This is a genomic window from Sphingobium fuliginis (assembly GCF_015074805.1).
GTDB lineage: Bacteria > Pseudomonadota > Alphaproteobacteria > Sphingomonadales > Sphingomonadaceae > Sphingobium > Sphingobium fuliginis.
The window spans coordinates 1031243-1057480 of record NZ_CP060036.1 but is presented as its reverse complement, the minus strand read 5'-3'; the positions used below and the strand labels follow the sequence as shown (position 1 = coordinate 1057480).

The following is a 26238-nucleotide window of genomic DNA, read 5'->3' as shown; positions in this document are numbered from 1 at the left end:
TCCCGGCGATCCGGCCACCGTCAAAAGGCGGTCTTCTCCTCCAGATGCTGCTCGACATCCGCGCGATCGATCCACAATGTGCGGAATTTCTTGTCGGCCAGCAGTCGGAGCTGGTCGCTGTTATGCTTGGAGCCCGGCTGGCTGGAATTGCCGTAGCTCATCAGGCCCACCGCCTTCATCGGCGTGCCGAATTCGACCATCGACACCCAGGTTTCGCCGTGGACGGGCGTGCGCTCGCCATTCTTCATCGGCCCCCAGGTGATCGTGCGAAACACGCCGGTGTTGCCGAAGCCTCCATTGGCCGGAAGGTTCACGTCGCCGATATGGAAGCGCGAGACTTCGCCATATGGCCGGTCGACCGCGCCATAGACTTCCCTGGTCTTCGCCACCGCCTGCTTCAGCATGGCGACCGCCGCCGCCGGGGCCTTCAGGCCGCGTGGCGTCTCCAGCGGATCGTCCAGCGTCCATTTGACGGCATAGTTGGATTGATCCGTGAAATTCTTCGGCGCGAAGATAGCGGCCCAGGTCTCGAACAGCAGGGCAGCACGGCTGTCGGGTTCGAAGCGACGGTCCCAACCCTTGAGCAGCGTCACGGCCGTCTGCACATCGGGATCGGCGGAGGCCGACGCGGCGGCCAGCAGATCGGGCAGCAAGCGTTCCGCCATCAGCGATGTCGTCGTCACCTTGCGCGCCACGAAATCCTCGAAGCCGATCTTGTCCGTACTGCTCATCAGCTTGACCGACATCTGCGCACGCTGGCTCATCGGTCCCACCGGCGCGACATAGGCGGGGAAATCCCTGGGATCGAGCGCACGGGGCCAGGTGGCCAGCCATGGCGGATCATTGGCGTTCTGCACGAAGCCGCTGGCGGGATCGAGCACCTTGGGCATGTCGTCATAGCTGTGGACATCCTTCCACAGCGTTGCGGAGGTGTCGCCGGGAACGGGCGCGGACCAATAGCTGAGGTCGCCGTTCGCATGTCTGGGCAACAGGCCGTTGTCGAGATAGAGGATATGGCCCGCACGGTCGGCATAGATGATGTTGAACATCACCACCTGCATCTTGCGCAGCGCCTTTTCGAAGCCGGCCCAGTTTCGCGCCTTCCCCATTTCGAGATATTGCTGGAGCACGCCGGGGCGGTCCAGCCCGGCCACCTTGAGCGCGATGGTCGTTTTGCCGTCGGGCAGGGTGAAGACCGGGCCCTGCACGGCGCTCTTCTGTTCGAAGCTGACGGTTTTCAGCGATCCGTCCGCCTGTTTCACCTTGTAGCTTTTCGTGACCGACCTGAACGGCAGAACCTTCCCGTCGAAGCGATAGCCGCTGCCTTCCAGCGTCAGCCTGTAGCTGGTGAAGCCCTGCATCGTATTGACGGTGTTGGTGAAGCCCAGGTCATTGTTGAAGCCGAAGCGCAGCACGGGCAGCCCCACTTGCGTGGCGCCATAAATGGTAAGGCCCGGCGCATTGATCTGCGCCTCATAATAAGTGAGCTGGCTTGGCGCCCAGGGCAGATGCGGATTGGCGAGCAGCATCGCCTTGCCGCTCGCCGAGCGGGACGGCGCAACAGCCCAGGCGTTCGATCCGCCCGCTTCGTTGATCGATGGATCGCTCAACACCTTCCGGTCGGATGCGATATAGCCGAAGTTCATCAGCCTTTGCGCATGACCGATGATGTCCACCCCGGTCAAGGGGAGCACGACCTTGACCTCCGGCGCGATCCTGTCGGGATGCGCGGCGGCATAGGCATTCACCCCGGCGGCGAAAGCGTCGAGGTTCTTCCGCATCTGCGGGGTCTGCTGCCTGAACCATGATTTCGACCGTTCGGGAACGTCGTTGGCGATCAGCCATTTATCCTGGCTCTCATATTTCGCCCCCCAATATTCCGCGGCCCGGGCGCGGCTTTCGCCATACATGCGCAGCAGCAGATTGCCGTGGCTTTGCGCCTGGGCATAGCCGAAACCGTAGAAGCCGCCTTCTTCCGTCCTGGCATAGATGTGCGGCACGCCGAAGCTGTCCCACAAAATCTCGCCCCCGCCCCATTTGGCCGAAGGGGCGGCGACGGAGGCAGTCATTGCGGAGGAAGCGGCCAGCGCCGCCAGCCAGATCGTCATGTGGCGCATCGCCATCATCTCCTGTCATCGCGGAAAATGCGCCGCCTCTGTGGGAAGGCGGCGCATCAGTGTCCTGGTGGGTTAGAAGTTCAGTCCGACACGGGCATAATAGAACCCGCCGGTGAAGCCGATGGGCGAAGTGCCGGGATAGGCGCCCTGGCCCAGCGTGGCGCTGATCTGCCCGGTTTCGTCGGGATAGACGTTGAACAGGTTGTTCGCGCCGACGGCCAGGTTGACCAGCGGCGTGACCTGCCAGCCCAGTTCCATGTCCGTGATCCACTTCGCGCCATAGCTGCGGTCGTTCGGATAGGTCGTGACGCCGCCGCTGGTCACGCCGTTCTGCAACACCTGGAACTTCCCGAAGCGCGTCAGGCGGGAGGAGAGCGTGAAATCGCCCAGCGTCGCGAGATTGCTGATCGACAGCTTCGTGCGCGGCAGGTTGGTCGTCATATTGCTGCGCCGGGCGCGGTCGAACAGTTCGAAGCTGATCGTGCTGAGTTCCGACGGGTTGTCGATGATGTCGGTGATCCTGGTCTTGTTGTAGTTGTAGCCAAGGTTCCACTGCATGGCGAGCGCATCGAACAGGTTGTGTTTGTATGAGGCGACGATGTCGATGCCGCGAGTCCGGGTATCGATGGCATTGGTATAATATTGGGCCGACAGGGTATTGGCCTGCGATGCGGGAATACCGCTGGCGATCAGGATGTTGGAAACCGCCGTGCCGGTCAGCGTGCTGGTGATGGTGATGCGGTCGTCGACGTCGATCTGATAGGCGTCGATCGTCAGGTTGAAGTTCGGCAAGGGGGTCAGCACAACGCCGCCCGATATGTTGAACGATTTTTCGGGCTTCAGCGGCTTGGCGCCCAGCGCGACCGCCGCCGGATCGTCCACCGCCAGCGTCTTGATCTGAAGCAGGACGTTGTTCACGCCGTTGACGGTGCGGAACTGGTTGGTCGTCTGGGTATAGATCTGCTGCGCCACCGCCGGCGCGCGGAAGCCGGTATTCGCCGCTGCGCGCAGGGCGATCCACGGTGCGATGGCATAACGGCCGTTCACCTTCCAGATCAGCGTATTGCCGCTGCCGTCGTCATAATGCTCGAACCGGGCAGCCGCGCCGATGGTGATGTCCTTGCTGGGGTCCCAGGCGACATCGCCATAGACGGCATAGTTGTCGCGCGACATATAGGCGGCGTCGCTGGGCTGGAAGCCGGCGGAACTCTGCGCGCCGGGCGTCATGCCCGACGAGATGAAGGTGCCGACCGCATAGCTTGCCGGATCGCCCGCGAAGGTCTGGTAGCGCTCGTGCCGCTGCTGCGCGCCGGCCGACACCTGGAGGTTGCCGCCGCCGACGTCGAAGCCGCGCGTCAGGTCGAGCGAGGTGACGAACTCCGACGACTTCAGCGTGCCGATGTAGAATTCGGTGGGGCTGAGCGCGCCCAGCGTGGGATTGACCGTGCCTTCGGAAGACTGGCGGGCGCGGTTGCGGCCGTAGCCGGTGGAAAAGTCCCAGTCCCATCCGGACAGTTCACCCTTGGCGCCGACGGTGAATTCGAAATCCTCCTCGTCGATCATGACGTGCGGGCGATAGCCATTGGGGTAGATCGCCATCACATTGTTGACGTCCTTGGGATAGCGGTAGGAATACCACAGATCCGACCGCCGCTGGCTGTAGGTGCCGAAGGCATAGAGCTGGACGCCGCCAAGGTTGTAGCCGGCGTTGAGCGCGGTATTGATGCTGCGGGAGGGCATGACGCCGAAGCTGGTGGTCACGATCCGCTCCTTGTCCACGGCTGCGGCATCGCGCGGGTCGAGCTGGCCGCCGATCAGCGGATAGAGGCAGGTGGTCGTCGCCGTCACCGAACAGTCGGCCAGCGGCAGCGCCCGGTTCGACATCTCCTGCTTCTTGAGGTTGAGGGAGAGGTTGGCGAAGCCGCTGTCGCCCAGCTTCATGCCGAAGTTCAGGTCCGCCTGGTACAGTTCGCCGTCGGAACGGTCGAAATTCTGGCCGGCGGTGACGTTCGCGGAACCGCCCTTGGCGTCGTCCTTCAGGATGATGTTGATGACGCCCGCAATGGCGTCGGAGCCATATTGCGCCGCCGCGCCGTCGCGCAGCACCTCGATATGATCGACGGCGGATGTCGGGATCATGTCGAGGTCGGAAGGGACCGATCCGTTGTAGAGGGTGGATACCGCGTTGATGAGCGAGGTCTTGTGGCGGCGCTTGCCGTTGACGAGGATCAGCGCCTGATCGGGATTGAGACCGCGCAGACCGCCGGTCGCGATGACCGTGGACGTCGCGCCGCCGGCCCGCACCGGCAGGTTGAAGGATGGCACCAGCGTGTTCAGCGCCTGGAAGACGCCGGCCTTGCCCGTCCGCGTCAGGTCCGCGCCGGAAATGACGTCGATCGGCGTCGGGCTGTCGGTGACGGTGCGCGCCTGCCCGCGCGATCCGGTGACGACGATGGCGGGACCGTCGGGTTCTTCGGTGCTCGTGGCGCCGGCTTGAGGGGCAGGGCCTGCGCCGGCCGACTGAACGGCGAAGGGCAGGGCGGTGACGCCCAGGCTGGCGACCTCTACCGCGCGTGTCTTCTGCGCCCGGGCGCTCAGCGCCAGCGCCATGACATTGTTGTTCGACAATGTGATCTTCAGACCCGACCCCGCGATCAGCCGCTGGAGCGCGACGTCGGGCGCCATCTTGCCATTCACCGACTGGGCGTGCAGCCCGGCAACCTGATCATAGGGAAAGAGAAGCTGGATGCCCGACTGCTTGGCAAAGAGCGTCAGCGCGGTCTGCATCGATTGGGCCGGGATCTTGAACTGCGTCGGTTCGGCGGCGGCCGCCGACTGCGCGCTCCATGCAATGAGCGCCGCCGTTGCGCACAACGACAGGTTCCGAAAATTCTGCGTCATCGTACCCCCTGTGAAAATTTGCATTGTCAGTGGTGGATACGGAGGCCGATCGCGTTTCTGCTAACGACGCTTGAAAATATCTCATTTTCGTGACGTCGAGGCTCATTCTATCGAATGAAGACCGCTGCGCCGCCAAAGAGACGAAAGCGTAGGGAGGTATCGACAGGAACAGGGGACAAGCGTGGACGTGGAATCGATCAGGGCGAGGCTGGATTGGTTCAAGCAGGCCATCCTGCCGCATGAGGGCGCCTTGCGTTCGCGGCTGCGCAGGGTCGTATCGCGCAGCCACGATGTCGACGATCTTGTCGCGGAATGCATGACCCGCGCCTATGCGAGCGGCGACATCCACCGCGCGCATAGCGGAAAGGCCTTTCTGTTCCAGATCGCGCGCAACCTTCTGATCGACGAGGCCAGGCGGGAAAAGATCGTCTCGCTCGAACTGGTGGCCGAACTCGACGTGCTGCAGGCCGACAATTCGACGGAGGAAGCGCTGCAGGCGCGTGACGAACTGCGTCATCTGCAGGCCATTCTGGACACGCTGCCGCCGCAATGCCGCCGGGCCTTCATCCTGCGCCGCGTGCACGGGAAATCGGTCAAGGACATAGCAGAGGAAATGGAGCTATCCGTCTTTACCGTAGACAAGCATTTGACGCGGGCGGCCGTGAAGATAATGCAGGCTATCGGGCAGTTTGAGGGTTCTGGATTTGGCTGGTCGCTACAGAAGCGCGGAGGACATGCAGGCGATCGAGGCCGAAGCGGCTCGTCTGTACCTTAAGGCGCGGGCAAGCGACGCCGCGGAAGACTGGGACCAGGCCTATGCGTGGGTGGCGCAGGATCCCGCTCACGGCTTCGCCTTCGCCAAGGCGGAGGCGGGCTGGGAACTGACCGGCCGGTTGCAGGAGCTGCCTGTCGGCGGGGACGATCAACCGGCCCCCGTCCCATCGGTTTCTGGCGCCGAGGACGCCGCCGTCCCGCTGATCGGGCGGCGGGGCCTGCTCGTCGGCCTTGCCGCTGCCGCCGCATCGATAGGGGTGGCGGCGACAGTGACGCTCAGGTTGCTGGGTGCGGTCGACCGCTATCGCACGGCGCTGGGCGAGACCCGCACGGTCAAGCTGGCGGACGGATCGCTGGTTCACCTCAATACCAACAGCTCGGTCGAGGTCGCCCTGCGGGACGACATCCGGTCGATCAAATTGCTGAAGGGGGAGGCGCGCTTCGATGTCGCCCACGACGCCAGGCGGCCTTTCATCGTCAATGCCGACGGCACGCTGGTCCGTGCGGTGGGAACCATGTTCAACGTGCGCCTGCGTCCCGACGTCACCGAATTGACGGTGATCGAGGGCATGGTGGCGGTGCGCAACGGAGGCTCCGCCGTCCGCAGGATCGGCAGCGGACGCAGCGCCGCCGTGCGCAGCGGCAGCATTGCCGTCACCCATCTCGAGCCGGCCAAGATGAAGCAGCGGATCGCCTGGCAGGAAGGCATGGTCGAATTCGATGGCGATACGCTGGCGCAGGCGGTGGAGGAGTTCAACCGCTACCGCTCCAACCCCATGGTGATTGGCGATCCCGCCATTGCCAGCCTGCGGATCGGCGGCGCCTTCCGGCTGGACCGGTCGCAGGATTTCGTCCAGGCGCTGGAGAGCGGCTTCGGCGTGCGCGCCGTCCCCGGCAGCGACAGTTCGATTATATTGGTGTCCGCCGAATAGCATTAGCAGAAGGCGGCGGGCCGTCCGTATCAGCAGGGATGGAACATGTTTCGTCTCTCCAGCCGGCCAGCCTGTCCAGGCAGGACCGCCTGCGCTCCATCCTGGGCGGGTCGATCGGCAATCTGATCGAATGGTATGACTGGTACGTCTATTCTGCCTTCACCCTCTATTTCGCCCCCGTCTTCTTTCCTTCGGACGACAGCACCGCGCAACTGCTGAACGCGGCGGCGATCTTTGCCGTGGGCTTTCTGATGCGCCCCATCGGCGCCTGGATCATGGGCATCTATGCCGACCGAAGGGGCCGGAAGGCAGGTCTGACCCTGTCGGTCATGCTGATGGCGGGCGGTTCGCTGATGATCGCGGCGATCCCCGGCTATGCGTCGATCGGCGTGATGGCGCCGCTGCTGCTGCTGTTCGCGCGCCTGATGCAGGGGCTGTCGATCGGCGGAGAATATGGCGCCAGCGCGACCTATCTTTCCGAAATGGCGCAGCAGCGGCAGCGCGGCTTCTTCTCCAGCTTCCAATATGTGACGCTGATCGCGGGGCAGTTGCTGGCCCTGTGCGTGCTGTTGCTGCTCCAGCTTGCCCTGACGGAACATCAGCTCGAAAGCTGGGGCTGGCGCGTGCCCTTCGTCATTGGCGGGCTGATGGCGGTGGGCGTCTATCGCCTGCGCCGGGGCCTCAGGGAAACCGAGGCGTTCGAGCAGAGCGCGGCGGTGGAGGAGCAGCCGCGATCGAGCGGATGGAACCTCATTCGCCGCCATCCCCGCGAAGTGCTGCTGGTGATGGCGCTGACGGCGGGCGGTACGCTCGCCTTCTACGCCTACAGCACCTATATGCAGAAGTTCCTGGTGAACAGCGCCGGCTTCGGCCGGCAGACGGCGACCGCCATCATGGCCTCGGCCCTGTTCATCTACATGCTGCTGCAACCCATGGCCGGATGGCTTTCCGACCGAATCGGGCGAAAGCCTTTGCTGATCGGCTTCGGGGCGGGCGGCGTGCTGTTCACCACGATGATCTTCACGACGCTGGAAACGGTGACCTCCTCTTTCAGCGCCTTCCTGCTGGTGCTGGCGGGACTGGTCATCGTCACCGGCTATACCTCGATCAACGCGATCGTGAAGGCGGAACTGTTCCCGGCCAATATCCGCGCACTGGGCGTCGCGCTGCCCTATGCGCTGGCGAACACATTGTTCGGCGGCACGGCCGAATATGCCGCGCTCTGGCTGAAACATGCCGGAATGGAGGGCGGCTTCTACTGGTATGTCACCGCCATGATCGGGGTCTCGCTGATCGTCTATCTGCGCATGCCCGATACCCGCAACACCAGCCGCATCTAGCTGTGGAAAGAAGGGGGAGCCCCATGAAGACCAAGATCCCGTCCCTGTGCCATATCCTGCCGGCGATGCTGCTCTGCCAGCCCGCCGTCGCCCAAGACGCGGCGCCGGCGGAACCGCCGTTCACCTCCGTCCAGACCGCCGATTTCGCCATTGCCGGTTCGCTGTCCAACAGTTGGGCGGATTTCGACAATGACGGCGATCTCGACCTGGCCGTATCGTTGAAGGGCGGCGACATCCGTCTATACCGCAACGACAAAGGCCGCTTCGTGAATGTCGGACCGGAATTGGGCCTGCCGACCTCCGGCCCGGAAATGCGGGGCGTCGCATGGGGCGATTATGATGGCGACGGGTGGATCGACCTGCTGGGCGGGGCCACCATGCCGGGCGATCTGAGCCTTGTCTTCCACAATGAGGGCGGGCGGAAATTCACCAATGTCGCCCCGGAACTGGGCCTTACCATCCCCAACCGTTCAGCGCGTCAGACGAGCTGGGTCGATTATGACAATGACGGCGACCTCGACGTCTATGCGGCCAACCGCATCGGTCCCAACAGCCTGTTCCGCAACGATGGCGGCAGGTTCGTGCAGGTTTCGCAGGGTGCGGGCATATCCGACCCGCGGCCGACGGTGGGCGCCTGCTGGTTCGACTATGATCGCGACGGTTTTCTCGACGTCTTCCTCGCCAACCAGTCGGGCGCGGCGGACGCGCTCTGGCGCAACAATGGCGACGGCAGCTTCACCGACGTCGCCCCGCAACTGGGCATGGACAATCCGGGCCGGTCGAAGGAGGAAGGCGGGGTCGGCTGCGCCGTCGGCGACTATGACAATGACGGCTTTCTCGACCTGTTCGTGCCCAATTACGGCATCAATACGCTCTATCATAATAATGGCGATGGCAGCTTCACCAATGTCGCGAAGGAATTGGGTGTCGCCATCGACAATCACGCCGTCGGCGCCGCCTGGGGCGACTATGACAATGACGGCTTCATCGACCTTTATGTCACGTCCTACCACGGCCCGCGCGATCAGCAGCAGCCCAGGGACAGCCTGTTCCACAATGAAGGCGGCAGGGGCTTCCGCCAGGTCCTGACAGAAAAGTCCAGGCTGAACGTCGGGGACCATGGGGTGCAGTGGGTCGATTATGACCGGGATGGAGCGCTCGATCTCTCTGTCATGCGCGGCTATACCAGCCAGGGCGGACATTTCCTGTTCCACAATGATCTGGATCGCGCGGCGGCCAAGCGCAGCCTGTCCGTCACGCTACTCGATGCGAAGGGGTGCTTTACCCGCATGGGGGCGGAAGTGCGCCTGTATGACAAGGCGGGCAAGATCCTCGCCACGCGCCAGCTTTCGACCGGCGACGGCTATAATTCGGAAAATGCGGCGCCCCTGCATTTCGGCCTGAAGTCGATGGAAGCGGTGAAGGTGGAAGTCACCTGGATGGCTCGCGAGGGGCGCAAGGTCCAGACGCTGCGTAACGTAAATCCGGCGCGCTATCTGGGCAAATCTCTCGTGATCAGGGAACGGTAGCGCATGACCGTTCCGGAAGGGCGATGGGGCGTCACCTATCGCCCTTCCGCGGCGACGCCTGTCGGCTGAAACCGGCGCGTCCGGCAGAAGTCAGGATCGAATCGTTCTGCGGGGCATGGGCGCGGCTGCACAGCACGTCGCGATAATGGCGCTCAAGCGGATTGTTGCGGGTAAGCCCGGGATTGCCGGTGGCCTCCACCGCCAGCGCGACGGCATCGATGGCGTTGCCGGTGATGAGATATTTGAGGAGTTGCGCGTCCGACGCGGAAGGCGGCGACCCTTCATCGGTACGGCGGATCAGGTCCTGCAGCAATATCCTGTTGTTCAGCAGAAGCGCGTCCATGCGGCCCAGCAGTTCCTGATAACGATAAAGGGAGGATAGGGGCGCCCCCAGATTTGTCGGTATGCGGCTGCTCGCAAATTCCGCAAACCAGTTGCGCCCTTGTTGCGCCACCGCGTCGTAGAGGCTGCCCAGCAGGCCGACCATCCATGCGAGCTGGAGCGAATTATCCTCGTTCCATTCCTCCGGCCGCCGCAAGTCGACGGCGTGGTCGAACGGAATCGCCACATCGGTCAGGATGACGTCGTGGCTGCCGCTTGCGCGCATCCCCGCATGATTCCAGGTTTCCTCTATGCGTATGCCCGGGCTGCCTGCCGGCACGAGGAAGTAGCCGACAAGCGGATCGTCGCCCTCGGTACGGCCCCAGACGATCATGTAGCTCAGGATCGGGCTTCCGGTGGAAAAGAGCTTGTGACCGGAAATCCGCCAGCCTTCCCCGTCGCGCTTCCCCGTGGTGGCCGGCAGGCCGCCGCGCGTGGGCGTGCCCAGTTCCGGCTCAACACGCAATGCATTGGAAAGCGCCCCCCGCGATACTGCTTCGGCCTCGACACGGCGGCGCAGATGTGCGGGCCAGCGGTCCTTGCCGCGCACGCCGGCGTGGGTCAGATACTGCATGATGAGGACCAGCGCCGTTGAAGGGTCCCCCTTCGCAATCTCCCGCACGACTCGGCTGGTCTCCGCAAGGTCCGCGCCCCGGCCACCTCTTTCGGGCGCAATCGTCAGCGCCAATAATCCATGCTCATGCAAGGCGGCGAAATTTGCAAAGGGAAAGGAAGCGTCGCGATCATGATCGGCGGCGGTTGCAGCGAAACGCTCGCGCAAAATGGCCAAAACTTCGTCCGGGACAGGAGTGGGCCGCAAGTCGGATGCTGTCGCCATTATTTCCCCAGCGCTATATCAAAAAAGGACCGATTGCCGATGGCTGATCGACGTCTTTCCTCGCCGCTTCCGCCCGCTGCCGGAACTCGACAACATCTCCGATCAGGCGAGCGATCAACCCTGTCGAGCCACCATGAAAGCCAATGGACGCAACAAAAGGGCGCGTCAATTTTATATCATAAATCCCAATATCGCATTTTCTCATTGGGGCAGGCGCCTGATGTTCCCCACCGGCTTCTCCTCCAGCCATAATCGGAATCCCCATGAAGTGTCGCCCTGAATTCGGTCGCCCCCGGTGAGCCATTAAATTCTCGAGTTCATGCTTGAGAAAAATTCAGATGTGAGCGCGGGCAGCCAGGTATATTCCCTATGCCGATCCTTGAGCCTGCCATGCCGACATCGGCTTTGGAGGCAGGAACATCTTGGCTGGAGCAAGCGAGCATGTTCATCGCAACTTCTATCGCGATTTCAAAATGACAACCCATCCTTATCCTGTATCGCCCGCCCGAGCACCGGGCCGGCCGCACGGCATTCATGAGCAACTTGCGCGGCAGGCAGTGCTGGAACACGGACCCTTCGGCAAGAGTCGCCGTGCCGGGGAACTGACATGTCCTTGATCATCGCCAGCCAGTTGGAACCTGATTTCAACCGCAGCCTTGGCCTGCACCCGTCCGCCCCGACCCTGATCGACGTGGCGGAGGATGAACCGTGGACCGCCGCGAACGAGGCGGACATATTGCTGGTGCGGCCTTCCCTTGCCTGGCGGCGATCCACACAGGAGGCCCGGCCGAAAATATGGCCGGGGCGGCTCAAATGGGTCTATAGCGCCTCGGCCGGGGTGGATTTCTACCCCGGCTGGCTGCTGGACGCCCCGCTCGTCACCTGCGGTCGCGGCGTCGCGTCGGAGGAGATCGCGGACTATGTGATCGCCGCCATCTATGCCCATGCCAAGAATCTGGAGGCGGCGACTGCCCGTTCGCGCGATCAGTGGGTTCCTCGCCCGCTGGGCCGCGTATCCGGGACGACCATCGGCATCGTCGGGCTGGGCGCGATCGGCGCAGCGGTGGCGCGGCGCGGCCTGGCGCTGGGCGCGCAGGTCATCGGCCTGCGGCGAAGCGGCGCGCAATCAGGCATCAGCGGCGTGCAGCATGTCCGCGACCTGGAAACGCTGGCGGCGGAGGCGGATCATATCGTCATCGCCGTGCCCGGAACGCCGGAGACCCGCCACCTCTTCAACGAAGCCCTGTTCGCCCGGATCAAGCCCGGCGCGCATCTCATCAACATAGCGCGGGGCTCGGTGATCGATCAGGAGGCGCTGATCGATGCGCTGGACAGCGAGCGGCTGGGTTTCGCAACGCTGGACGTCACCGATCCGGAGCCGCTGCCCGAGGGGCATGCACTCTACACCCATCCGCGCGTGCGGCTGACGCCGCATATCTCCAGCAACTACAGCCTGATCCGCCACCGCTTGCTGGAGAAGGTGAACGACGATCTGTCCCGCTTCATCCGCGGCGAAAAGCCCAGCGACATCGTCGACCCGGCGCGTGGTTATTAGGAAGGAGCCGCATCAGGACCGATCCGGAGCGATGCCGTCGAACATATCATCATCGTCATGCTGAACCGGTTTCGGCATGGCGGTTCGGCGGCGACAATTTGCCGTCCGGCGCGCCAAAGCGATTTCCAGGCAATGACTGGCCAATCCATAACGACAACTACAGGCTAAAAGCTGCGATCCGGTCAATCGGATCCGAAACCGCGCTACAGCGTCTGCACCGTTTCCCGCGCCAATTCGGCCAGCCGATGCGCCGCCTTGTCCAGTTTTTCCCCAGCCCGCAGGATCGCGGCGACGCGCGGGAGTTGCGGCAGGCCGTCATGCTCCAGCACCTGGTCGTTCTCCAGGAACAGATGCGTGCGGCAGGTAATGCCCAGGCCAGCCCCCACCGCCGCCTTCAGCGTCGCCAGATTGGGCGTCTCCACCGCGATCCGCCATTGCAGCCCGCTATCCTCCAGCGCCCGGATCGCCGCCTCCCGGAAACGGCAAGGTTCCTCCAGCACGGCGAGCGGGATCACCTCCCGCTCCGCCAGCGCGGCCTCGCCATACCAGCTCATCGGCGCGACCGTCACCGCATGCGGATCGTTGGGCGCGGCGAAACCCAGCAGGATGTCCAGCTCGCGCCGGTCGAGCAATGTCTGCAACTCCGCCGTGCCGGCGACCCGCGCATAGATCTGCGCATCGGGATGCAGTTCGGAAAAGCGCGACAGCAGTCCGCTGAGCAGGCTGTCCGCGAAATCCTGCACCATGCCGATGCGCGCCGGGCCGGCGAAACGGCCTGCGCTGACCGCCGCGACCGCCTCGTCATGCAGCATCAGCACCCGCCGCGCATAATCGAGCAGCACTTCCCCGGCAGAGGTCAGGTTCAGCCGCCGGCCTTCCCGCAGGAACAGGGTCTGCTGCACCAGTTCCTCCAGCCGCTTGATCTGGAGGCTGAGCGCGGACTGGGTCACGAACACCTGCTCCGACGCGTTCAGCATAGACCCCGTGTCCACGATGGCGACGAAGCTGCGGAGCAGATTGGTAGGCAGATTGACCGGCATGAAAACCTCATAGCAAGGGAAGCACAGCCGATCCGAAGCCGGGAACGGAGTCGCAGCCTTATCGCGAAGACTTATATATCAATCAAAATAGTAGAGATTTAAAGAGGGCATAAAAATCTTGGCCACAACGATCCGGACGCGCAAACCCGCCATTTTCTGCGGTCGGACGCGTCCGATTCAGGCTCAACCGGTTCAAATGAGCGCTGCTCATAGGTCGGCCAATTAAAACTTAATTGAAACAGTAGAGAACTCATGTTGGGCTTTCCCTCACCTATCGAGAGGGCGAGTTGATGACGGTTTTGACGGCGGACAGGCGCGGCCATGCGCATGGCGGGGTGCAGAAATTTTCCCTGGCGCGCTTCGGCGGACGCTGGCTTTCGCCTGTCCTCCTGCTGCTGCTGTGGGAATTGGGGTCGCGCAGCGGCCTGATTCCCGAACGCACGCTGGCCGCGCCCTCGGCCGTTATCGGGACGCTGGTGGAGATGCTGCTGTCGGGCGAATTGCCCGCGAACCTGCTGGTGTCCTTCGCCCGAGTCGCCGTCGGCCTGCTGATCGGGGTGGGGCTTGGCCTCGCCCTCGGTCTGGTCGCCGGACTGTCCCGCACCGGAGAACTGGCGGTCGACCCGCTGATGCAGATCAAGCGGACCATTCCCGTGCTGGCGCTCACGCCGCTTTTCATCGTCTGGTTCGGGATCGGGGAAACGCCCAAGATCGCGCTCATCGCCTTCGCGGCGGTCTTTCCGGTCTATCTCAATCTCTACAGCGGCATCCGCGGCGTCGACCTGCGCCTGCTGGATGCGGCGAAAAGCTTCGGTCTCAGCCGTTGGGAGCAGATCTGGCACGTCGTCCTGCCCTCCGCCTTGCCTTCGCTGCTGGTCGGGCTGCGCTATGCCCTGTCGGTCGCCATATTGGTCCTGGTCGTGGCGGAGCAGATCAACGCTTCGGCGGGGCTCGGCTATCTCATCAACAATGCCCGCGATTTCATGCGGACCGACATCATCGTCGTCTGCCTCATGGTCTATGCCATTCTCGGCCTTGGCGCCGACTGGCTGGTCCGCACCGTCGAAGCCCGCGCCCTGATCTGGCGCCCCAGCATAGTGGAGCAATAAGCATGGACGCCCGTCTCGGATTCACCGCCCTGCAAAGCGCCGCCGGCCACAGCGATATTCCGCATCCCGAACCGGTGGTGAGGCTGCGCGATTTCACCCGACGCTTCGGTCCCAACACGATCATCGACGGCCTGGACCTCGACATCGCGCCCGGCGAGTTCATCGCGCTGCTGGGTCGTTCGGGTTCGGGCAAGACCACCCTGCTGCGGACCCTCGCCGGGCTGGACGAGGTGCGGGGTCAGGATGTGGAAGTCCCCGATTCCCGCGCCGTGGTGTTCCAGGATGCGCGGCTGCTGCCCTGGAAGCCGGTATGGAAGAATGTCGCCCTGGGCCTCAAGGGCGACCGGGTGCGCGACCGCAGCGAAGCCGCGCTCAAGGAGGTCGGCCTTGGTCATCGGCTCGACGCCTGGCCGCTGACGCTCTCCGGCGGGGAGGCGCAGCGCGTCGCGCTCGCCCGCGCTCTGGTGCGCGAACCCAAGCTGCTGCTGCTCGACGAGCCCTTCGCCGCCCTCGACGCGCTGACCCGTTATCGCATGCACGACCTCGTCCTGTCGCTCTGGCGCGCGCACCGGCCCGCCGTGCTGATCGTGACCCATGATGTGGAGGAGGCGATCGCGCTGGCCGACCGGGTGCTGGTGCTCGACAAGGGCCGCATCGTCGCGCAGGAGCGGATCGCGGTTCCGCGCGGCGAACGCTCCGCTATTTCCGGGCGGCTGCGCGAAAAACTGCTCTCCTATCTCGGTGGCGAGGATCATGGCGAGGGCGTCGTTCCTTTCGCGCCTATTGCCGAGGCAGCCGAATGAACGCTGTCTCGACCCTGCAACGACCCGTCGAGGGCGCCGCGGACATCGGTCGCCTGCGCGGCTTCGTCACCGCCTTTGCCGACCTGCTGGCGGCGACCCGCGATGAAGGGGCGATATTGGAAAGCGGACGCGCCCTGCTGAGCCGCCTGATCGCCAGGGACGACTGGCTGCCGGAGCAATTCACCCGCCCGCATCCCGACCGCTATCAGCAATATCTGCTCCATTGCGACAGTCGGGAACGGTTCAGCGTCGTCAGCTTCGTCTGGGGGCCGGGCCAGTCGACCCCGATCCATGATCACACCGTCTGGGGCCTGGTCGGCGTGCTGCGCGGCGTCGAAAAGGTCGAGCGCTTCCGCCAGTCGCCCGACGGCCGGCTGATCCCCCATGGCGAACAATTTCTGCGCGAGGGCGAAGTCGACGCCGTCTCCCCCCGCATCGGCGATATTCATCGCGTGACCAACGGCCTGCCCGACCGGCCGTCGATCAGCATCCATGTCTACGGCGCCAATATCGGCGCGGTCGAGCGGGCGACCTATGCCGCCGACGGCACGCCCAAGACCTTCATATCGGGTTACGCCAACGGCGTGATCCCCAACCTCTGGGACAGATCGAGAAACGCATGACCACCGATACGCTGGACCGTATTCAGACTGCCACGCCGCAGGATATTCGCCGCGCCCTGCTGGTGGGCAGCGAGATCGCGCTGATCGACGTGCGCGAGGAGCATGAATTCGCGCAGGGCCACCCCCTCTTCGCGGCCCAGATACCGCTGCGCCGTATCGACGAGGAAGCGCGCTGGCGCATCCCCCGGCTCGACACGCCGATCGTCGTCTATGACAATGGCGAAGGTCTGGCGCGCAAGGCGGCCGTGCGGTTCGAGGGGCTGGGCTATACCGACGTCCGCGAACTGGAAGGCGGCCTCACCGGCTGGCGCGAGGCGGGCTATGAGCTGTTCGAGGATGTGAACAGCTATTCCAAGGCCTTTGGCGAACTGGTCGAACATCGTCGCCATACGCCCTCGCTGGCAGCGGAGGAGGTGCAGGCGCTGATCCGGGAAAAGGCCGACATCGCGATCCTCGACGCCCGCCGCTACGACGAATATAACACGATGAGCATTCCGACCGGCACCAGCGTGCCCGGCGCCGAACTGGTGCTGCGCGCCCGGACCATCGCGCCCGATCCCGATACGACGATCATCGTCAACTGCGCCGGCCGGACGCGGTCGATCATCGGCACGCAGTCGCTGGTCAATGCGGGCCTGCCCAACCGCATCTTCGCGCTGCGCAACGGCACGATCGGCTGGACGCTGGCCGGGCAGGAGCTGGAGACCGGCCAGACCCGCGTCGCGCCGGAGGTGGACAATCGCTCGGCGGAGGAGGCCCGCGCCCATGCCCGCGATGTCGCTTATCGCGCCGGGGTGAAGCGCATCGGCTGGGGCGAACTGGAGGAGCTGAAGGCGGACAAGGCCCGCACCCTCTATCTCTATGACGTGCGCCAGCCGCGCGAATATGAGGGCGGCCATCTCCCCGGCTTCCGTAACGCGCAGGGCGGCCAGTTGGTGCAGGAAACCGACCATAATGCCCCGGTGCGCGGCGCGCGCATCGTCGTCACCGACGACCTCGGTCCCCGCGCCGACATGACCGCCTCCTGGCTCGCGCAACTGGGGTGGGAGGTCTTCGTGCTCGACGTCGACTGGTCCGCCGTGACGCTGGAGAAGGGGCCGGATGGCGCGCCCGGCCCGCGCGGGCCGGAGGGCCGCTACAAGCGCCCTTATGAAGGCACCGACAACAAGGCCGCCGCCATGCAGGCCTATCTGGACTGGGAATATGGCCTCGTCGCCCAATTGGAGCGCGACGGCACCCACGGCTTCTTCGTGATCTGATCGGGAAGGAAACGATCATGAGCGTCAAGTTCATCGGCTATATCGGCTTCAACAACAGCTCCGAAATCCAGTCGGCGGTGCGCAGCCGCGCGCTCGACAGGGATTATGTCGAAGCGGCGGCGAAGGCGCAGGAGGAGGGCGGCTTCGACCGCGTGCTGATCCCCTTCAGCTCCAACAGTCCGGAAAGCCAGATCGTCGCGGCCCATGCGGCGGCGATTACTTCGACCCTGGGCTTCCTGGTCGCGCACCGGCCCGGCTTCACCCAGCCCACGGTCGCGGCGCGCCAACTGGCGACGCTGGATCAATTGTCGGGCGGCCGCGTCGCCGTCCACATCATCACCGGCGGCGCCGACGAGGAAATGGCGCGGGACGGCGACACCAGAAGCGTGAAGGCGGAACGCTACGCCCGCACCGACGAATATCTGTCGATCCTGCGGCGGGAATGGACAGCGGCCCAGCCCTTCGACCATCAGGGCAGGTTCTACGACGTCAAGCAGGCGTTCAGCGCCGTCAAGCCCGACAATCTGCCGGTCTTCTTCGGCGGCTCGTCGCCCGAGGCGATCGAGGTCGCGGGGCGCCATGCCGATGTCTATGCCCTTTGGGGCGAAACGCTGGAGGCGGTGCAGGACACCGTTCGGCAGGTGCGCCGCTCGGCGGTGCGCTATGGCCGCGATCCCGGCTTCTCGCTGTCGCTGCGTCCGGTGATTGCGGATACGGAGGAAGCGGCGTGGAAGCGCGCGGCGGAGATCGAGGAACAGGTGCGTGAGAACCGCACCGCCGCCGGGCTGCCGCTGACGGGCCACCGCCCGCCCAATGCGGGGTCGCTCCGCCTGCTTGAAACCGCCAGCGCCAACCGGCGCGACAAGCGGCTATGGACCGGCGTCGCCGCGCTGACCGGCGCATCGGGCAACAGCACGGGGCTGGTCGGCACGCCCGAGCAGGTGGCAGACGCCATGCTCGATTATTATGACGTCGGCATCGACCATTTCCTGATCCGCGGCTTCGATCCGCTGGCGGATTCCATCCTCTATGGCCGGGAACTGCTCCCCGTCGTGCGGCGCAAGGTGGCCGAGCGCGAAAAGGCCGAACTGGCGCTGGCGGGCTGACATGGCGAAGAACAGGGGTGCGATCATCGCGGTGGCGCTGGTGGCGGTGGCGGGCTTCGGCCTTGCCGCCGCGAAATTCGGTGGCGGCGACGACAAGGTGCTGCGCGTCGCCAACCAGAAGGGGCAGGTCAAATCCATGATGATCGCCTCGGGCGTTCTCAAGGATGCGCCCTACACGGTCGAATGGTCGGAATTTCCCGCCGCCCAGCCCTTGCTGGAAGCGGTGGGCGGCGGCGCCGCGGACCTCGGCCTTGCCGCCGACGCGCCCTTCATCTTCGCCTATCAGAGCGGCAGCCCGGTCAAGGCGATAGGCATCCAGACGCCCTTCGCCCAGGCTGGCGAAGCGCTGGCCATATTGGTGAAGAACGGATCGCCCGCGCATTCGATACAGGATCTGATCGGCAAATCGGTGGCCACGACGCGCGGATCGATCGGCCATCACCTGCTGCTCCAGGCGCTGGAGCGGGCGCATATTCCGGCGGATCGGGTGCGCGTCACCTTCCTGCCGCCCGGCGACGCCAAGGCCGCCTTCGACAGCGGTGCCATCGACGCCTGGTCCATTTGGACGCCCTATACCAATGTGGCGATCAAGGAAGGCGCGCGGGCTGTCGTCGATGCGAAGGATTATGGCCTGCCGGTCTATATCGACATCGCCCATGGCGATTCCATCGGCCCCAAGCGCGCCCTGCTTGCCGATTTCCTCCGGCGGGAGGCGAAGGCCGTCGAGTGGGCCCGCGCGCATCCGGACGAATTCGCGCAGGTGCTGGCCAAGGAAACCGGACTGCCGCTCGACATCGCCCGCGCCAGTTTCGACCGCAACAACCGCGTGGCGCGGCCCATCAACGGCAAGATCGTCGCGCATGAGCAGGACATCACGCAGCGCTTCCAGAGAGCCGGTCTGACCGAGGGCAAGCGCCCGGTGGCCGACGCCTTCGACCGCAGCTTCGGCACGGGCGGATGAAGCTGAGCTTCGTCGCCGCCAAGCATATCTAAAATTCAGATTTACTCATGAATCGGCTAGCGAAGTCATTTCTCAATCATATCGATAGTAAATAGATGGTCCCCGGAAACCGGGGGATATATTCATGAACCTTGACCGCCTTTATCTGTGCTCGACCGCGCTTGCCGCGGTACTTCTGACGTCGGCGCCCTCGCTCGCGCAGACCGTTGCAACACCTGACAGCGCGGATGCCGAGGCGGCCGATTCGAGCGCCATCATCGTGACCGGCGTACGCGGCGCGCCCCGCACCGTGGCGGAAAGCCCCGCGCCCATCGATGTGGTCGGCGCGGAGAAGTTGCAGGCCACCGGCTCGGCCGAATTTGGCGAAGCGCTGTCCAAATTGCTGCCCTCGCTCAATTTCGGCGCGACCCATGCGGGCGTCTTCTCCATCGGGCGCCCCGTCACCAATCGCGGCCTGGCGCCCGCCTACACATTGGTGCTGGTCAACGGCAAACGGCGGCACAATGGCGCCTTCCTCAACAATTCGACCGCCGACACCTCGGGCGCGAACCCGGTCGACATCGACCTCATTCCCACCAGCGCGATCGACCGGATCGAGGTGCTGAAGGACAGCGCCGCCGCCCAATATGGCACGGACGCCATAGCCGGGGTCATCAATATCCAACTCGCGAAGAAGGAAGGGCTGAGCGGCGATTTCACCTATGGCACGCTCTACGACGCCAATGGCAGGCCGGACAGCTGGAAGGGTACGATCCGCTACGGCACGAAGATCGGGGAGGATGGCTTCCTGACCCTGAGCGGCGACATCCGCAAGCGCGGCGGCGCCTGGTGGAATCTGCCCGCGACCGACGCGAACATCTACGGCCTTCCCGCCAACCGCACGGTGGACCAGGTGGCGGCGACCAGCGGCCTCACCCGCGATCAGGTGCTGGCCAATGTCGCCGCCGCCAATGCCCGCAACGCCCAATGGAGCCGCGACGGCGCGCATAATGGCGACCCGCAGATCAAGGCGTTCAACCTCTCCTATAATGCCGAACTGCCGGTGACGGAGAATGCCACCCTCTACAGCTTCGGCACCTATGGCGAGCGCGACGCCCAGATCGGCAATAATTTCCGCCGCCCCAACAGCACCGCCAATTTCACCGCGCTTTTCCCGGACGGCTATTATCCGCTCAACAATATAGACGAGAACGACTTCCAGTTCGTCGGCGGTCTTCGGGGGAGGCTCTGGGGCTGGGACTATGATGTCAGCTCCTCCTTCGGCCGCAACTACAGCCATCAATATTCGAAACTGTCCGTTCGTCCTTCGCTGGGACCGACCAGCCCGACGAGCTGGCCCAATCTCGCCAATTTCGAGTTCCGGCAATGGACCCATAATGTCGATCTGCATCGGGAGGTTGAGATCGGCCTGGCCCAACCGCTGCAAATCTCCATTGGCGGCGAATATCGGCTCGACCGTTTCCGCACCTTCGCGGGCGATCCGCTGGCCTATGAACCGGCCACATACAGCTTCCGTCCCGGCGACCAGCAATATGACTGGAATGTCGGCGTCACCGCCTCGCCGGTGGTGCAGGGGGGCATCGTCCTCTCCCCCGCCGATGAAGCCGACATCAGCCGCAAGGTCTATGCGGGCTATGTCGATCTCGGCATCTATCCGCTCGACGCCTGGTATATCGGCGCCGCGATCCGCGCCGAACATTATAGCGACGGTTCGGGCAGTCCGGTCGGCCTGAAACTCAACAGCCGTTATGAGGTCAGCCCCACCTTCGCCGTTCGCGGCACGGTGGGCACGGGCTTCCGCGCGCCGTCGCTGACGCAGATCGGCTATGCGCAGACCGATGGGCGCACCTCCTCCTTCTTCAACGCGCAGACCGGCCAGACCGAATTGCGCCCCACCGTCGCCAAGCTGGTGACGGCGGATTCCGCCGTCGGCCAGCTGCTGGGCGCGAAGCCGCTCAAGGCGGAAAAGACCTGGAATGCCGGGCTGGGCTTCGTCTTTACGCCCACGCCGTCCCTGTCGGTGACGCTGGACGGCTATTATATCCGCATCAAGAACCGGATCGAACGCACCGGCCGCCTGTTCGGGCCGGGAATTTCCGCCATCCTCGCCGCCAATGGCCTGTCGGACATCGAACAGGCCGAATATTTCATCAACGCCGCCGACACCACGACCAAGGGCTTCGACCTGGTGGCCGATTATTCGAGGAACCTGGGCGATCTGGGCAAGCTGGGCCTGACCTTCGCCTTCAACTATTCGAAGACCAAGGTGACGGACGTCGTCGCCACCCCGTCGCAACTCTTCGGTCCCACCGGCGCTTCGCTGCTGGGGGCGGGTTCGGTCTTCTTCGGCGGCGACAAGATCGGTGAGCTGGAAGTGCTCCAGCCGCACACGAAACTGGTCAGCACGCTCAACTGGAGCAAGGGCATTTTCGGCTTCAGCCTCACCGCCACCCGCTACGGCAAATATACGCAGCGCACGGCGGCGGGCGACGACCGTCATTTCGGGGCGAAGGTCATCACCGACGCCAGCGTCAGCGCGAAGGTGACGGAATTCGCCACGCTTTCGGTGGGCGCCACCAATCTGTTCGACGTCCGCCCGGAAACCAACGGGCCGGGCAATCCCCAGACCGGGCAGGGCTATTACGGCCCGTCGCCCTTCAACCCCGCAGGCGGCTATTATTATGGACGGATCGCGCTTGCTTTCTGATCGCCGGACCTTCCTGGCGGGGGCGGCCGCCCTCGGCCTCGCCGCCTGCGCGGGGAAAAGCGGCCGCACGAAACTGGTGCTGGGCGACCAGGTCCATCTGCTGGAGTCGAAGGCGGAGGCGGCGGGCGCCCTGAACGACCTGCCCTATGATGTGCAATGGGCGAATTTCGTCGGCGCCGCGCCGCTGCTGGAGGCGCTTAACGCCGGGGCGGTCGACACCGCTCCGGCGGGCGACCTGCCGGTCGTGCTGGCCGCCTCGGCCGGCGTGCCGCTGAAGATCATCGCGGGTTCGATTTCATCGACCAGGGACATCGGCATTCTCGTGCCCGGCGACTCTCGGATCCGGTCCGTCGCGGGCCTTGCGGGCAAGCGCGTGATCGTGTCGAGCGCGAGGGGCAGCATATCCCATTATCTGCTGCTCGAAGCGCTCAAGGAAGCGAAGCTCGACCGGCGAAAGGTCGACATCGGCTTCATGCTGCCCAATGACGCCGCCGCCGCCTTCGCCGCCGGGCAGATAGAGGCATGGGCGACCTTCGGCACCTACCAGCTCGCGGCCGAACAACGCGGCGCGCGCGTGCTGCGCGACGGGGAGGGGATCAACAGCGGCCTGACCCTGATCGCCGCGTCGCAAGCGGCGCTCGACAACCCGGCGAAGCGCGAAGCCCTGCGCGACGTCCTCGCCCGCCTCCGCAAGGCGAGCCTGTGGTCGCAGGCGCATCCCGCCGACTACGCCCGTATCTTCGTCCGGCAGACGAAGGTCGACCCCAAACTGGCCGCCCTGATCGTGGAACGGCAGAACCCGCTGCTGATCCCGCCTGACGCGACGGTGGTGAAGCCGTTGCAACGGGTGGTCGACCGCTTCCATGCCGATGGCGAGCTGCCTGCCCATATCGACGTCGCCTCGATCGTGGACGCAGGCTTGTTCCCCGCATGAGCGTCGCCAATCGATCGATAAGTCATTCTCATTGGGCGGTGTCCCGCCGCCTCCCTAAAATACCGCGCAAAGGAGCAGCGCCATGGCCACAGTCTTGAAGGACGACCGTTTCCGCCAGTCGGGCATCAGCGAAGCGGAATGGAAGGTCCGCGTCGATCTTGCCGCTTTCTATCGCCTGTCCGCCCTCTATGGCTGGGACGATTTCATCTACACCCATATCTCGGCGCGCGTGCCGGGGCCGGAGCATCATTTCCTGATCAACCCCTTCGGCCTGATGTTCGATGAGATCACCGCCTCCAGCCTGGTCAAGGTCGACCTCGACGGCAATGTCATCGGGGAAAGCGACTATAGCATCAACTATGCCGGATATGTGATCCACAGCGCGATCCACGGCGCGCGGGACGATGCCCATTATATCGCCCATTTCCACAGCGCCGACGGCATGGCGGTGTCGGCCCATGCCGAAGGGCTGCTGCCCCTCAACCAGCGCGCCCTGGCCCTGATCCCGCGCCTTTCCTACCACGATTATGAAGGCGTGGCGCTCAATCTGGACGAACGCGAACGGCTGGTGGCCGACCTGGGCGACACCAATGTCATGCTGCTGCGCAATCACGGCACGCTGGCGCTGGGTTCGACGCCGGGCGAGGCGTTCAGCGGCATCTATCATCTGGAGGAAGCCTGCAAGGCGCAGGTCCGCAGCCTTGCCGTGGGCCGCGACAGGGTGCTGATCGCCCCGGAAGCCGCGCAGGAGGAAGTCCGCCGCCAGATGAGCCGCGAGCGCAAGCCGGTCGAAGGCGCCAGATCGCATTACGACCTCGTCTGGGAGGCCGCGCTCCGCAAGGCGCAGCGCCAGTCGCCCGGCTTCGACGCCTGAGGGCATGGCGCAGGAAGGATGCGCGGCTGTGTCCGCCGCGCTCCTCTCCTTGTCGGTGACTGTCCGTTGAGCGCGTGCCGGGCGATGCGCGCATCGGCTTGCGCTCGGTTGAAACCCTATGCGGTCGATTAGGCCGGCGAACGGATGCGCAGCGGGCGCGGGCCTGCATTCAATCCTCGAAGGAGATTTCCAGCGGCGGCAATCCGGCGATGGACGCGACCAGCCTGTCGCCTCTTCCTATCGGCCCCACTCCAGCGGGCGTACCGGTGAAGATGAGATCGCCGGGGGCGAGCGTCACATAGGTCGAAAGATTGGCGATGATTTCGGGCACCGACCATATCATCTGGGACAGGTCGCCGGACTGGCGAAGCTCTCCGTTGACAGCCAGCGAAATGGCCCCCGACGACGGCGGCAGGCCGGGGCGCAGGTCTCCGACGGGTGCGGAATCGTCGAACCCCTTGGCCATGTCCCAGGGGCGGCCCGCCTTCTTCGCCTCCGACTGCAGATCGCGGCGTGTGAGATCGAGGCCGACAGTCCAACCCCAGATGGCGGCGCTCGCCTGTTCGGCGCCGATCTTCGCACCGCCCGAACCAAGCGCCACCACAAGCTCGACCTCGTGATGCAGATCGCTCGTCAAGGGCGGAAAGGGAAGGCGCGATCCATTCGCCGCGACGGCGTCGGAGGGCTTTGAAAAGAAGAAGGGCGGCGCCCGGTCCGGATCGGACCCCATTTCCCGCGCATGGTCCGCGTAATTCTGACCGACGCAGAATATCCTGCGAACGGGAAAGCGCTCCTGCGATCCTTCTATGGCGATGGTTGCGGGGGAAAGCTTCGGGATCGCATGCATGGCCAGTCCTCATTCTGCCGGGCGCCGACGAAAGCGGGAGGATGCGATCCTCCCATGGCGCGCTGCCCCCGATGAGCACAGTTGCCCCCGATCAGGCAATAGCCCTGCTGTCGCGAAAGGCGTTGGGAAGGTTTTTTGCGGGCAGGGGCACCCAAAGCCCAGCTTCACGGCCTGCAATTTCTGGACGGCCCCAAGCCAAGGGGCGCTTCGGTCTCTGAGGTTCAGCCTCGTGGCGGCCGCGTCTCGGGAAGCGTCAGCAGCACGGGAAGCACCGCCAGCGACACCAGCGCGATCATGATGCCCGGCGCCGCGGTCGATCCTGTTCGCTCCGTCAGCAGTTGCGCGAGCCACGGCGTTAGGCCACCGAACAATGCGGTCGCGGTCGTGGCGCCAAGGGCTAGCCCGCTCAGCCGCCCTTCGGCCGGAACCTGTTCGGCCGTCGTCACCGCGCCCACGGCACTGACGCCGCCGGCCAATGCGGCGAGCACCACGGCGCCGGCCAGCGCCGAAGACGTTCCCGCTCCGGCGAGCAGTCGGAAGGACAGATAGGGCAGCGCGGCCGACAGGACGGCCAGGGCGACGAGCACCGGGCGACGCCCGAACCGGTCGGCGGCCAGGCCCACAAATGGCGTCACGACAATCACCGCGACCGCCGCGACGGTCGCCAGTTTGAGCGCCTCCGCCTCGCCGAGCCCGCCAGACGAGACCAGATGGATCGGCAGGTAGGTGATGCCGACATAATAGGTGATCGATCCCAGGGCCGAGATGGCGAAGCCCCTCGCCACGCCTGCTCCATGGCGCGATACCGCATGACCGAGCGGCCTGCTCACCAGCGTCCCTGCCGCGCGATGAAGCGCGAACTCGGGCGATTCCCGCATCGCCGCGCGGGCCACCAGGATCGTGCCCGCCAGCGCCGCGCCGAACAGGAACGGCAATCGCCAGCCCCAGCTTTCAAGCGCCGGAGCGGGAAGAAGGCTCACGGTCAGCGCCGCCGCGCCCGCGGCCAGCAACCCGCCGACCTCGCTGGTCGCCGCCGCCATCGACGTGACGAGCGCGCGACGATGCGGCGCCGCGCCTTCCAGCAGATAGGCGACGACGCCGGTATATTCGCCCCCCACGGCAAATCCCATCACGCACCGCAGGGCCAGCAGCAATATCCCGGCGAGCGGGCCGATCTGCGCCACGGTCGGCAGCAGGGCGCTCAGCAGCATCGCCACCGTCATCAAGGCCATGGACAGGAGCAGCGTCGCCCTTCGCCCATGCCGGTCCCCGAAATGCCCGAACACCATCGCGCCCAGCGGCCGCATCAGATAGGCGACCGCAAACCCCGCCAGCGTCGTGAGCATCGCATTCCCGCCCACGAAGAACACGCGCGCCAGCACCGTGGCCAGGTAGAGGAACAGGGTGAAATCATACCATTCGACCACGGTGGACAGCGCCGCAAGGGTGAGCGAACGGCGGTCAAGTGGTTCAGAGGCGGGCATAAGCCATCCTTATCACCATCCGGCATGGCGGCAATCGCCGCCCCGACCTTTTGTGGAACGGGCGCGATGGACCGGTTGTCCGCCCTTCAGGAAAACTGGCCCGCGGCGGCGGGCGATCCGATGC

At 64.8% G+C, this 26238-nt stretch carries 21 protein-coding genes; 14 read left to right on the top strand and 7 right to left on the bottom strand.

Annotation, left to right across the window (positions count from 1 at the left end; genetic code table 11):
* Window positions 1–20 precede the first annotated feature (20 nt).
* On the bottom strand, window positions 21–2117 hold the full coding sequence (locus tag H5V43_RS20785) for a penicillin acylase family protein (RefSeq protein WP_025549471.1): 2097 nt from the start codon (window positions 2115–2117) through the stop codon (window positions 21–23).
* 72 nt (window positions 2118–2189) lie between these two features.
* Window positions 2190–5018 carry a TonB-dependent receptor gene (locus H5V43_RS20780; protein ID WP_025549472.1) on the bottom strand — a complete coding sequence of 943 codons (2829 nt, stop codon included), beginning with the start codon at window positions 5016–5018 and terminating at the stop codon, window positions 2190–2192.
* 181 nt (window positions 5019–5199) lie between these two features.
* Between H5V43_RS20780 and H5V43_RS20775 the strand changes: the two genes are divergently transcribed.
* The 4 genes from H5V43_RS20775 to H5V43_RS20760 are packed head-to-tail and all read left to right on the top strand — an operon-like array spanning window position 5200 to window position 9593.
* The gene (locus H5V43_RS20775; RefSeq protein ID WP_082166057.1) at window positions 5200–5793 is read left to right on the top strand and encodes an RNA polymerase sigma factor; all 594 of its coding nucleotides are present in this window, start codon (window positions 5200–5202) and stop codon (window positions 5791–5793) included.
* Entirely contained in the window at window positions 5753–6724 is a 972-nt protein-coding gene (locus H5V43_RS20770; RefSeq protein ID WP_025549474.1) for a FecR family protein, read from the top strand. Before H5V43_RS20775 ends, H5V43_RS20770 begins: the two co-directional genes overlap by 41 nt.
* Before the next feature lie 38 nt (window positions 6725–6762).
* Window positions 6763–8064, top strand: a complete 1302-nt coding sequence (locus tag H5V43_RS20765; protein WP_025549475.1) for an MFS transporter — start codon at window positions 6763–6765, stop codon at window positions 8062–8064.
* A 23-nt stretch (window positions 8065–8087) separates the two neighbouring features.
* The gene (locus tag H5V43_RS20760) at window positions 8088–9593 is read left to right on the top strand and encodes a CRTAC1 family protein (RefSeq protein ID WP_025549476.1); all 1506 of its coding nucleotides are present in this window, start codon (window positions 8088–8090) and stop codon (window positions 9591–9593) included.
* Between the two features lie 31 nt (window positions 9594–9624).
* Here the strand turns inward: H5V43_RS20760 and H5V43_RS20755 are convergent, their stop codons facing one another.
* Together H5V43_RS20755 and H5V43_RS20750 are read right to left on the bottom strand one after the other, a co-directional pair.
* Window positions 9625–10812 (bottom strand): acyl-CoA dehydrogenase family protein, encoded by a 1188-nt coding sequence (locus H5V43_RS20755; protein WP_025549477.1) that lies wholly within the window; start codon window positions 10810–10812, stop codon window positions 9625–9627.
* 13 nt (window positions 10813–10825) lie between these two features.
* Window positions 10826–11077 carry a hypothetical protein gene (locus H5V43_RS20750; protein ID WP_128830762.1) on the bottom strand — a complete coding sequence of 84 codons (252 nt, stop codon included), beginning with the start codon at window positions 11075–11077 and terminating at the stop codon, window positions 10826–10828.
* Between the two features lie 342 nt (window positions 11078–11419).
* Here H5V43_RS20750 and H5V43_RS20745 point away from each other — a divergent pair, with 342 nt between their 5' ends.
* A complete protein-coding gene (locus tag H5V43_RS20745; protein WP_025549478.1) occupies window positions 11420–12367 on the top strand; it encodes a D-isomer specific 2-hydroxyacid dehydrogenase family protein in 948 nt (315 codons plus the stop codon).
* A gap of 203 nt (window positions 12368–12570) precedes the next feature.
* Here the strand turns inward: H5V43_RS20745 and H5V43_RS20740 are convergent, their stop codons facing one another.
* Window positions 12571–13407, bottom strand: coding sequence for a LysR substrate-binding domain-containing protein (locus tag H5V43_RS20740; RefSeq protein WP_025549479.1), 837 nt, complete (start codon window positions 13405–13407; stop codon window positions 12571–12573).
* Between the two features lie 290 nt (window positions 13408–13697).
* Here H5V43_RS20740 and H5V43_RS20735 point away from each other — a divergent pair, with 290 nt between their 5' ends.
* The 9 genes from H5V43_RS20735 (at window position 13698) to H5V43_RS20695 (ending at window position 23783) form a co-directional block, all read left to right on the top strand.
* Window positions 13698–14516 carry an ABC transporter permease gene (locus H5V43_RS20735; RefSeq protein ID WP_025549480.1) on the top strand — a complete coding sequence of 273 codons (819 nt, stop codon included), beginning with the start codon at window positions 13698–13700 and terminating at the stop codon, window positions 14514–14516.
* A 2-nt stretch (window positions 14517–14518) separates the two neighbouring features.
* Window positions 14519–15319, top strand: coding sequence for an ABC transporter ATP-binding protein (locus tag H5V43_RS20730; protein WP_044661067.1), 801 nt, complete (start codon window positions 14519–14521; stop codon window positions 15317–15319).
* Window positions 15316–15942, top strand: coding sequence for a cysteine dioxygenase family protein (locus tag H5V43_RS20725; protein ID WP_025549481.1), 627 nt, complete (start codon window positions 15316–15318; stop codon window positions 15940–15942). Before H5V43_RS20730 ends, H5V43_RS20725 begins: the two co-directional genes overlap by 4 nt.
* Entirely contained in the window at window positions 15939–17201 is a 1263-nt protein-coding gene (locus H5V43_RS20720; RefSeq protein WP_044661068.1) for a rhodanese-like domain-containing protein, read from the top strand. Before H5V43_RS20725 ends, H5V43_RS20720 begins: the two co-directional genes overlap by 4 nt.
* A gap of 17 nt (window positions 17202–17218) precedes the next feature.
* The gene (locus H5V43_RS20715; RefSeq protein ID WP_025549482.1) at window positions 17219–18307 is read left to right on the top strand and encodes an LLM class flavin-dependent oxidoreductase; all 1089 of its coding nucleotides are present in this window, start codon (window positions 17219–17221) and stop codon (window positions 18305–18307) included.
* Window position 18308: 1 nt separating this feature from the next.
* Entirely contained in the window at window positions 18309–19268 is a 960-nt protein-coding gene (locus tag H5V43_RS20710; RefSeq protein ID WP_193666835.1) for an ABC transporter substrate-binding protein, read from the top strand.
* A gap of 124 nt (window positions 19269–19392) precedes the next feature.
* Window positions 19393–21975, top strand: coding sequence for a TonB-dependent receptor plug domain-containing protein (locus tag H5V43_RS20705; protein ID WP_052628174.1), 2583 nt, complete (start codon window positions 19393–19395; stop codon window positions 21973–21975).
* The gene (locus H5V43_RS20700; protein ID WP_157846844.1) at window positions 21965–22909 is read left to right on the top strand and encodes an ABC transporter substrate-binding protein; all 945 of its coding nucleotides are present in this window, start codon (window positions 21965–21967) and stop codon (window positions 22907–22909) included. Before H5V43_RS20705 ends, H5V43_RS20700 begins: the two co-directional genes overlap by 11 nt.
* 82 nt (window positions 22910–22991) lie before the next feature.
* Window positions 22992–23783, top strand: a complete 792-nt coding sequence (locus H5V43_RS20695) for a class II aldolase/adducin family protein (protein WP_025548055.1) — start codon at window positions 22992–22994, stop codon at window positions 23781–23783.
* A 169-nt stretch (window positions 23784–23952) separates the two neighbouring features.
* On the opposite strand, the gene H5V43_RS20690 is transcribed toward H5V43_RS20695, so the two are convergent.
* Both H5V43_RS20690 and H5V43_RS20685 read right to left on the bottom strand, forming a co-directional pair.
* Window positions 23953–24630 carry a fumarylacetoacetate hydrolase family protein gene (locus H5V43_RS20690; protein WP_037481832.1) on the bottom strand — a complete coding sequence of 226 codons (678 nt, stop codon included), beginning with the start codon at window positions 24628–24630 and terminating at the stop codon, window positions 23953–23955.
* A 221-nt stretch (window positions 24631–24851) separates the two neighbouring features.
* Window positions 24852–26114 (bottom strand): MFS transporter, encoded by a 1263-nt coding sequence (locus H5V43_RS20685; protein WP_044661072.1) that lies wholly within the window; start codon window positions 26112–26114, stop codon window positions 24852–24854.
* Window positions 26115–26238 lie beyond the last annotated feature (124 nt).

Bases quoted from the DNA above. Each gene is read 5' to 3' on its own strand.
- H5V43_RS20685 (WP_044661072.1), bottom strand. From the start codon at position 26,114: ATGCCCGCCTCTGAACCACTTGACCGCCGTTCGCTCACCCTTGCGGCG.
- H5V43_RS20770 (WP_025549474.1), top strand. From the start codon at position 5,753: ATGCAGGCGATCGAGGCCGAAGCGGCTCGTCTGTACCTTAAGGCGCGG.
- H5V43_RS20750 (WP_128830762.1), bottom strand. From the start codon at position 11,077: ATGGGGATTCCGATTATGGCTGGAGGAGAAGCCGGTGGGGAACATCAG.
- H5V43_RS20690 (WP_037481832.1), bottom strand. From the start codon at position 24,630: ATGCATGCGATCCCGAAGCTTTCCCCCGCAACCATCGCCATAGAAGGA.
- H5V43_RS20695 (WP_025548055.1), top strand. From the start codon at position 22,992: ATGGCCACAGTCTTGAAGGACGACCGTTTCCGCCAGTCGGGCATCAGC.
- H5V43_RS20745 (WP_025549478.1), top strand. From the start codon at position 11,420: ATGTCCTTGATCATCGCCAGCCAGTTGGAACCTGATTTCAACCGCAGC.
- H5V43_RS20740 (WP_025549479.1), bottom strand. From the start codon at position 13,407: ATGCCGGTCAATCTGCCTACCAATCTGCTCCGCAGCTTCGTCGCCATC.
- H5V43_RS20765 (WP_025549475.1), top strand. From the start codon at position 6,763: ATGGAACATGTTTCGTCTCTCCAGCCGGCCAGCCTGTCCAGGCAGGAC.
- H5V43_RS20735 (WP_025549480.1), top strand. From the start codon at position 13,698: ATGACGGTTTTGACGGCGGACAGGCGCGGCCATGCGCATGGCGGGGTG.
- H5V43_RS20730 (WP_044661067.1), top strand. From the start codon at position 14,519: ATGGACGCCCGTCTCGGATTCACCGCCCTGCAAAGCGCCGCCGGCCAC.
- H5V43_RS20710 (WP_193666835.1), top strand. From the start codon at position 18,309: ATGGCGAAGAACAGGGGTGCGATCATCGCGGTGGCGCTGGTGGCGGTG.
- H5V43_RS20725 (WP_025549481.1), top strand. From the start codon at position 15,316: ATGAACGCTGTCTCGACCCTGCAACGACCCGTCGAGGGCGCCGCGGAC.
- H5V43_RS20715 (WP_025549482.1), top strand. From the start codon at position 17,219: ATGAGCGTCAAGTTCATCGGCTATATCGGCTTCAACAACAGCTCCGAA.
- H5V43_RS20785 (WP_025549471.1), bottom strand. From the start codon at position 2,117: ATGCGCCACATGACGATCTGGCTGGCGGCGCTGGCCGCTTCCTCCGCA.
- H5V43_RS20720 (WP_044661068.1), top strand. From the start codon at position 15,939: ATGACCACCGATACGCTGGACCGTATTCAGACTGCCACGCCGCAGGAT.
- H5V43_RS20755 (WP_025549477.1), bottom strand. From the start codon at position 10,812: ATGGCGACAGCATCCGACTTGCGGCCCACTCCTGTCCCGGACGAAGTT.
- H5V43_RS20760 (WP_025549476.1), top strand. From the start codon at position 8,088: ATGAAGACCAAGATCCCGTCCCTGTGCCATATCCTGCCGGCGATGCTG.
- H5V43_RS20780 (WP_025549472.1), bottom strand. From the start codon at position 5,018: ATGACGCAGAATTTTCGGAACCTGTCGTTGTGCGCAACGGCGGCGCTC.
- H5V43_RS20705 (WP_052628174.1), top strand. From the start codon at position 19,393: ATGAACCTTGACCGCCTTTATCTGTGCTCGACCGCGCTTGCCGCGGTA.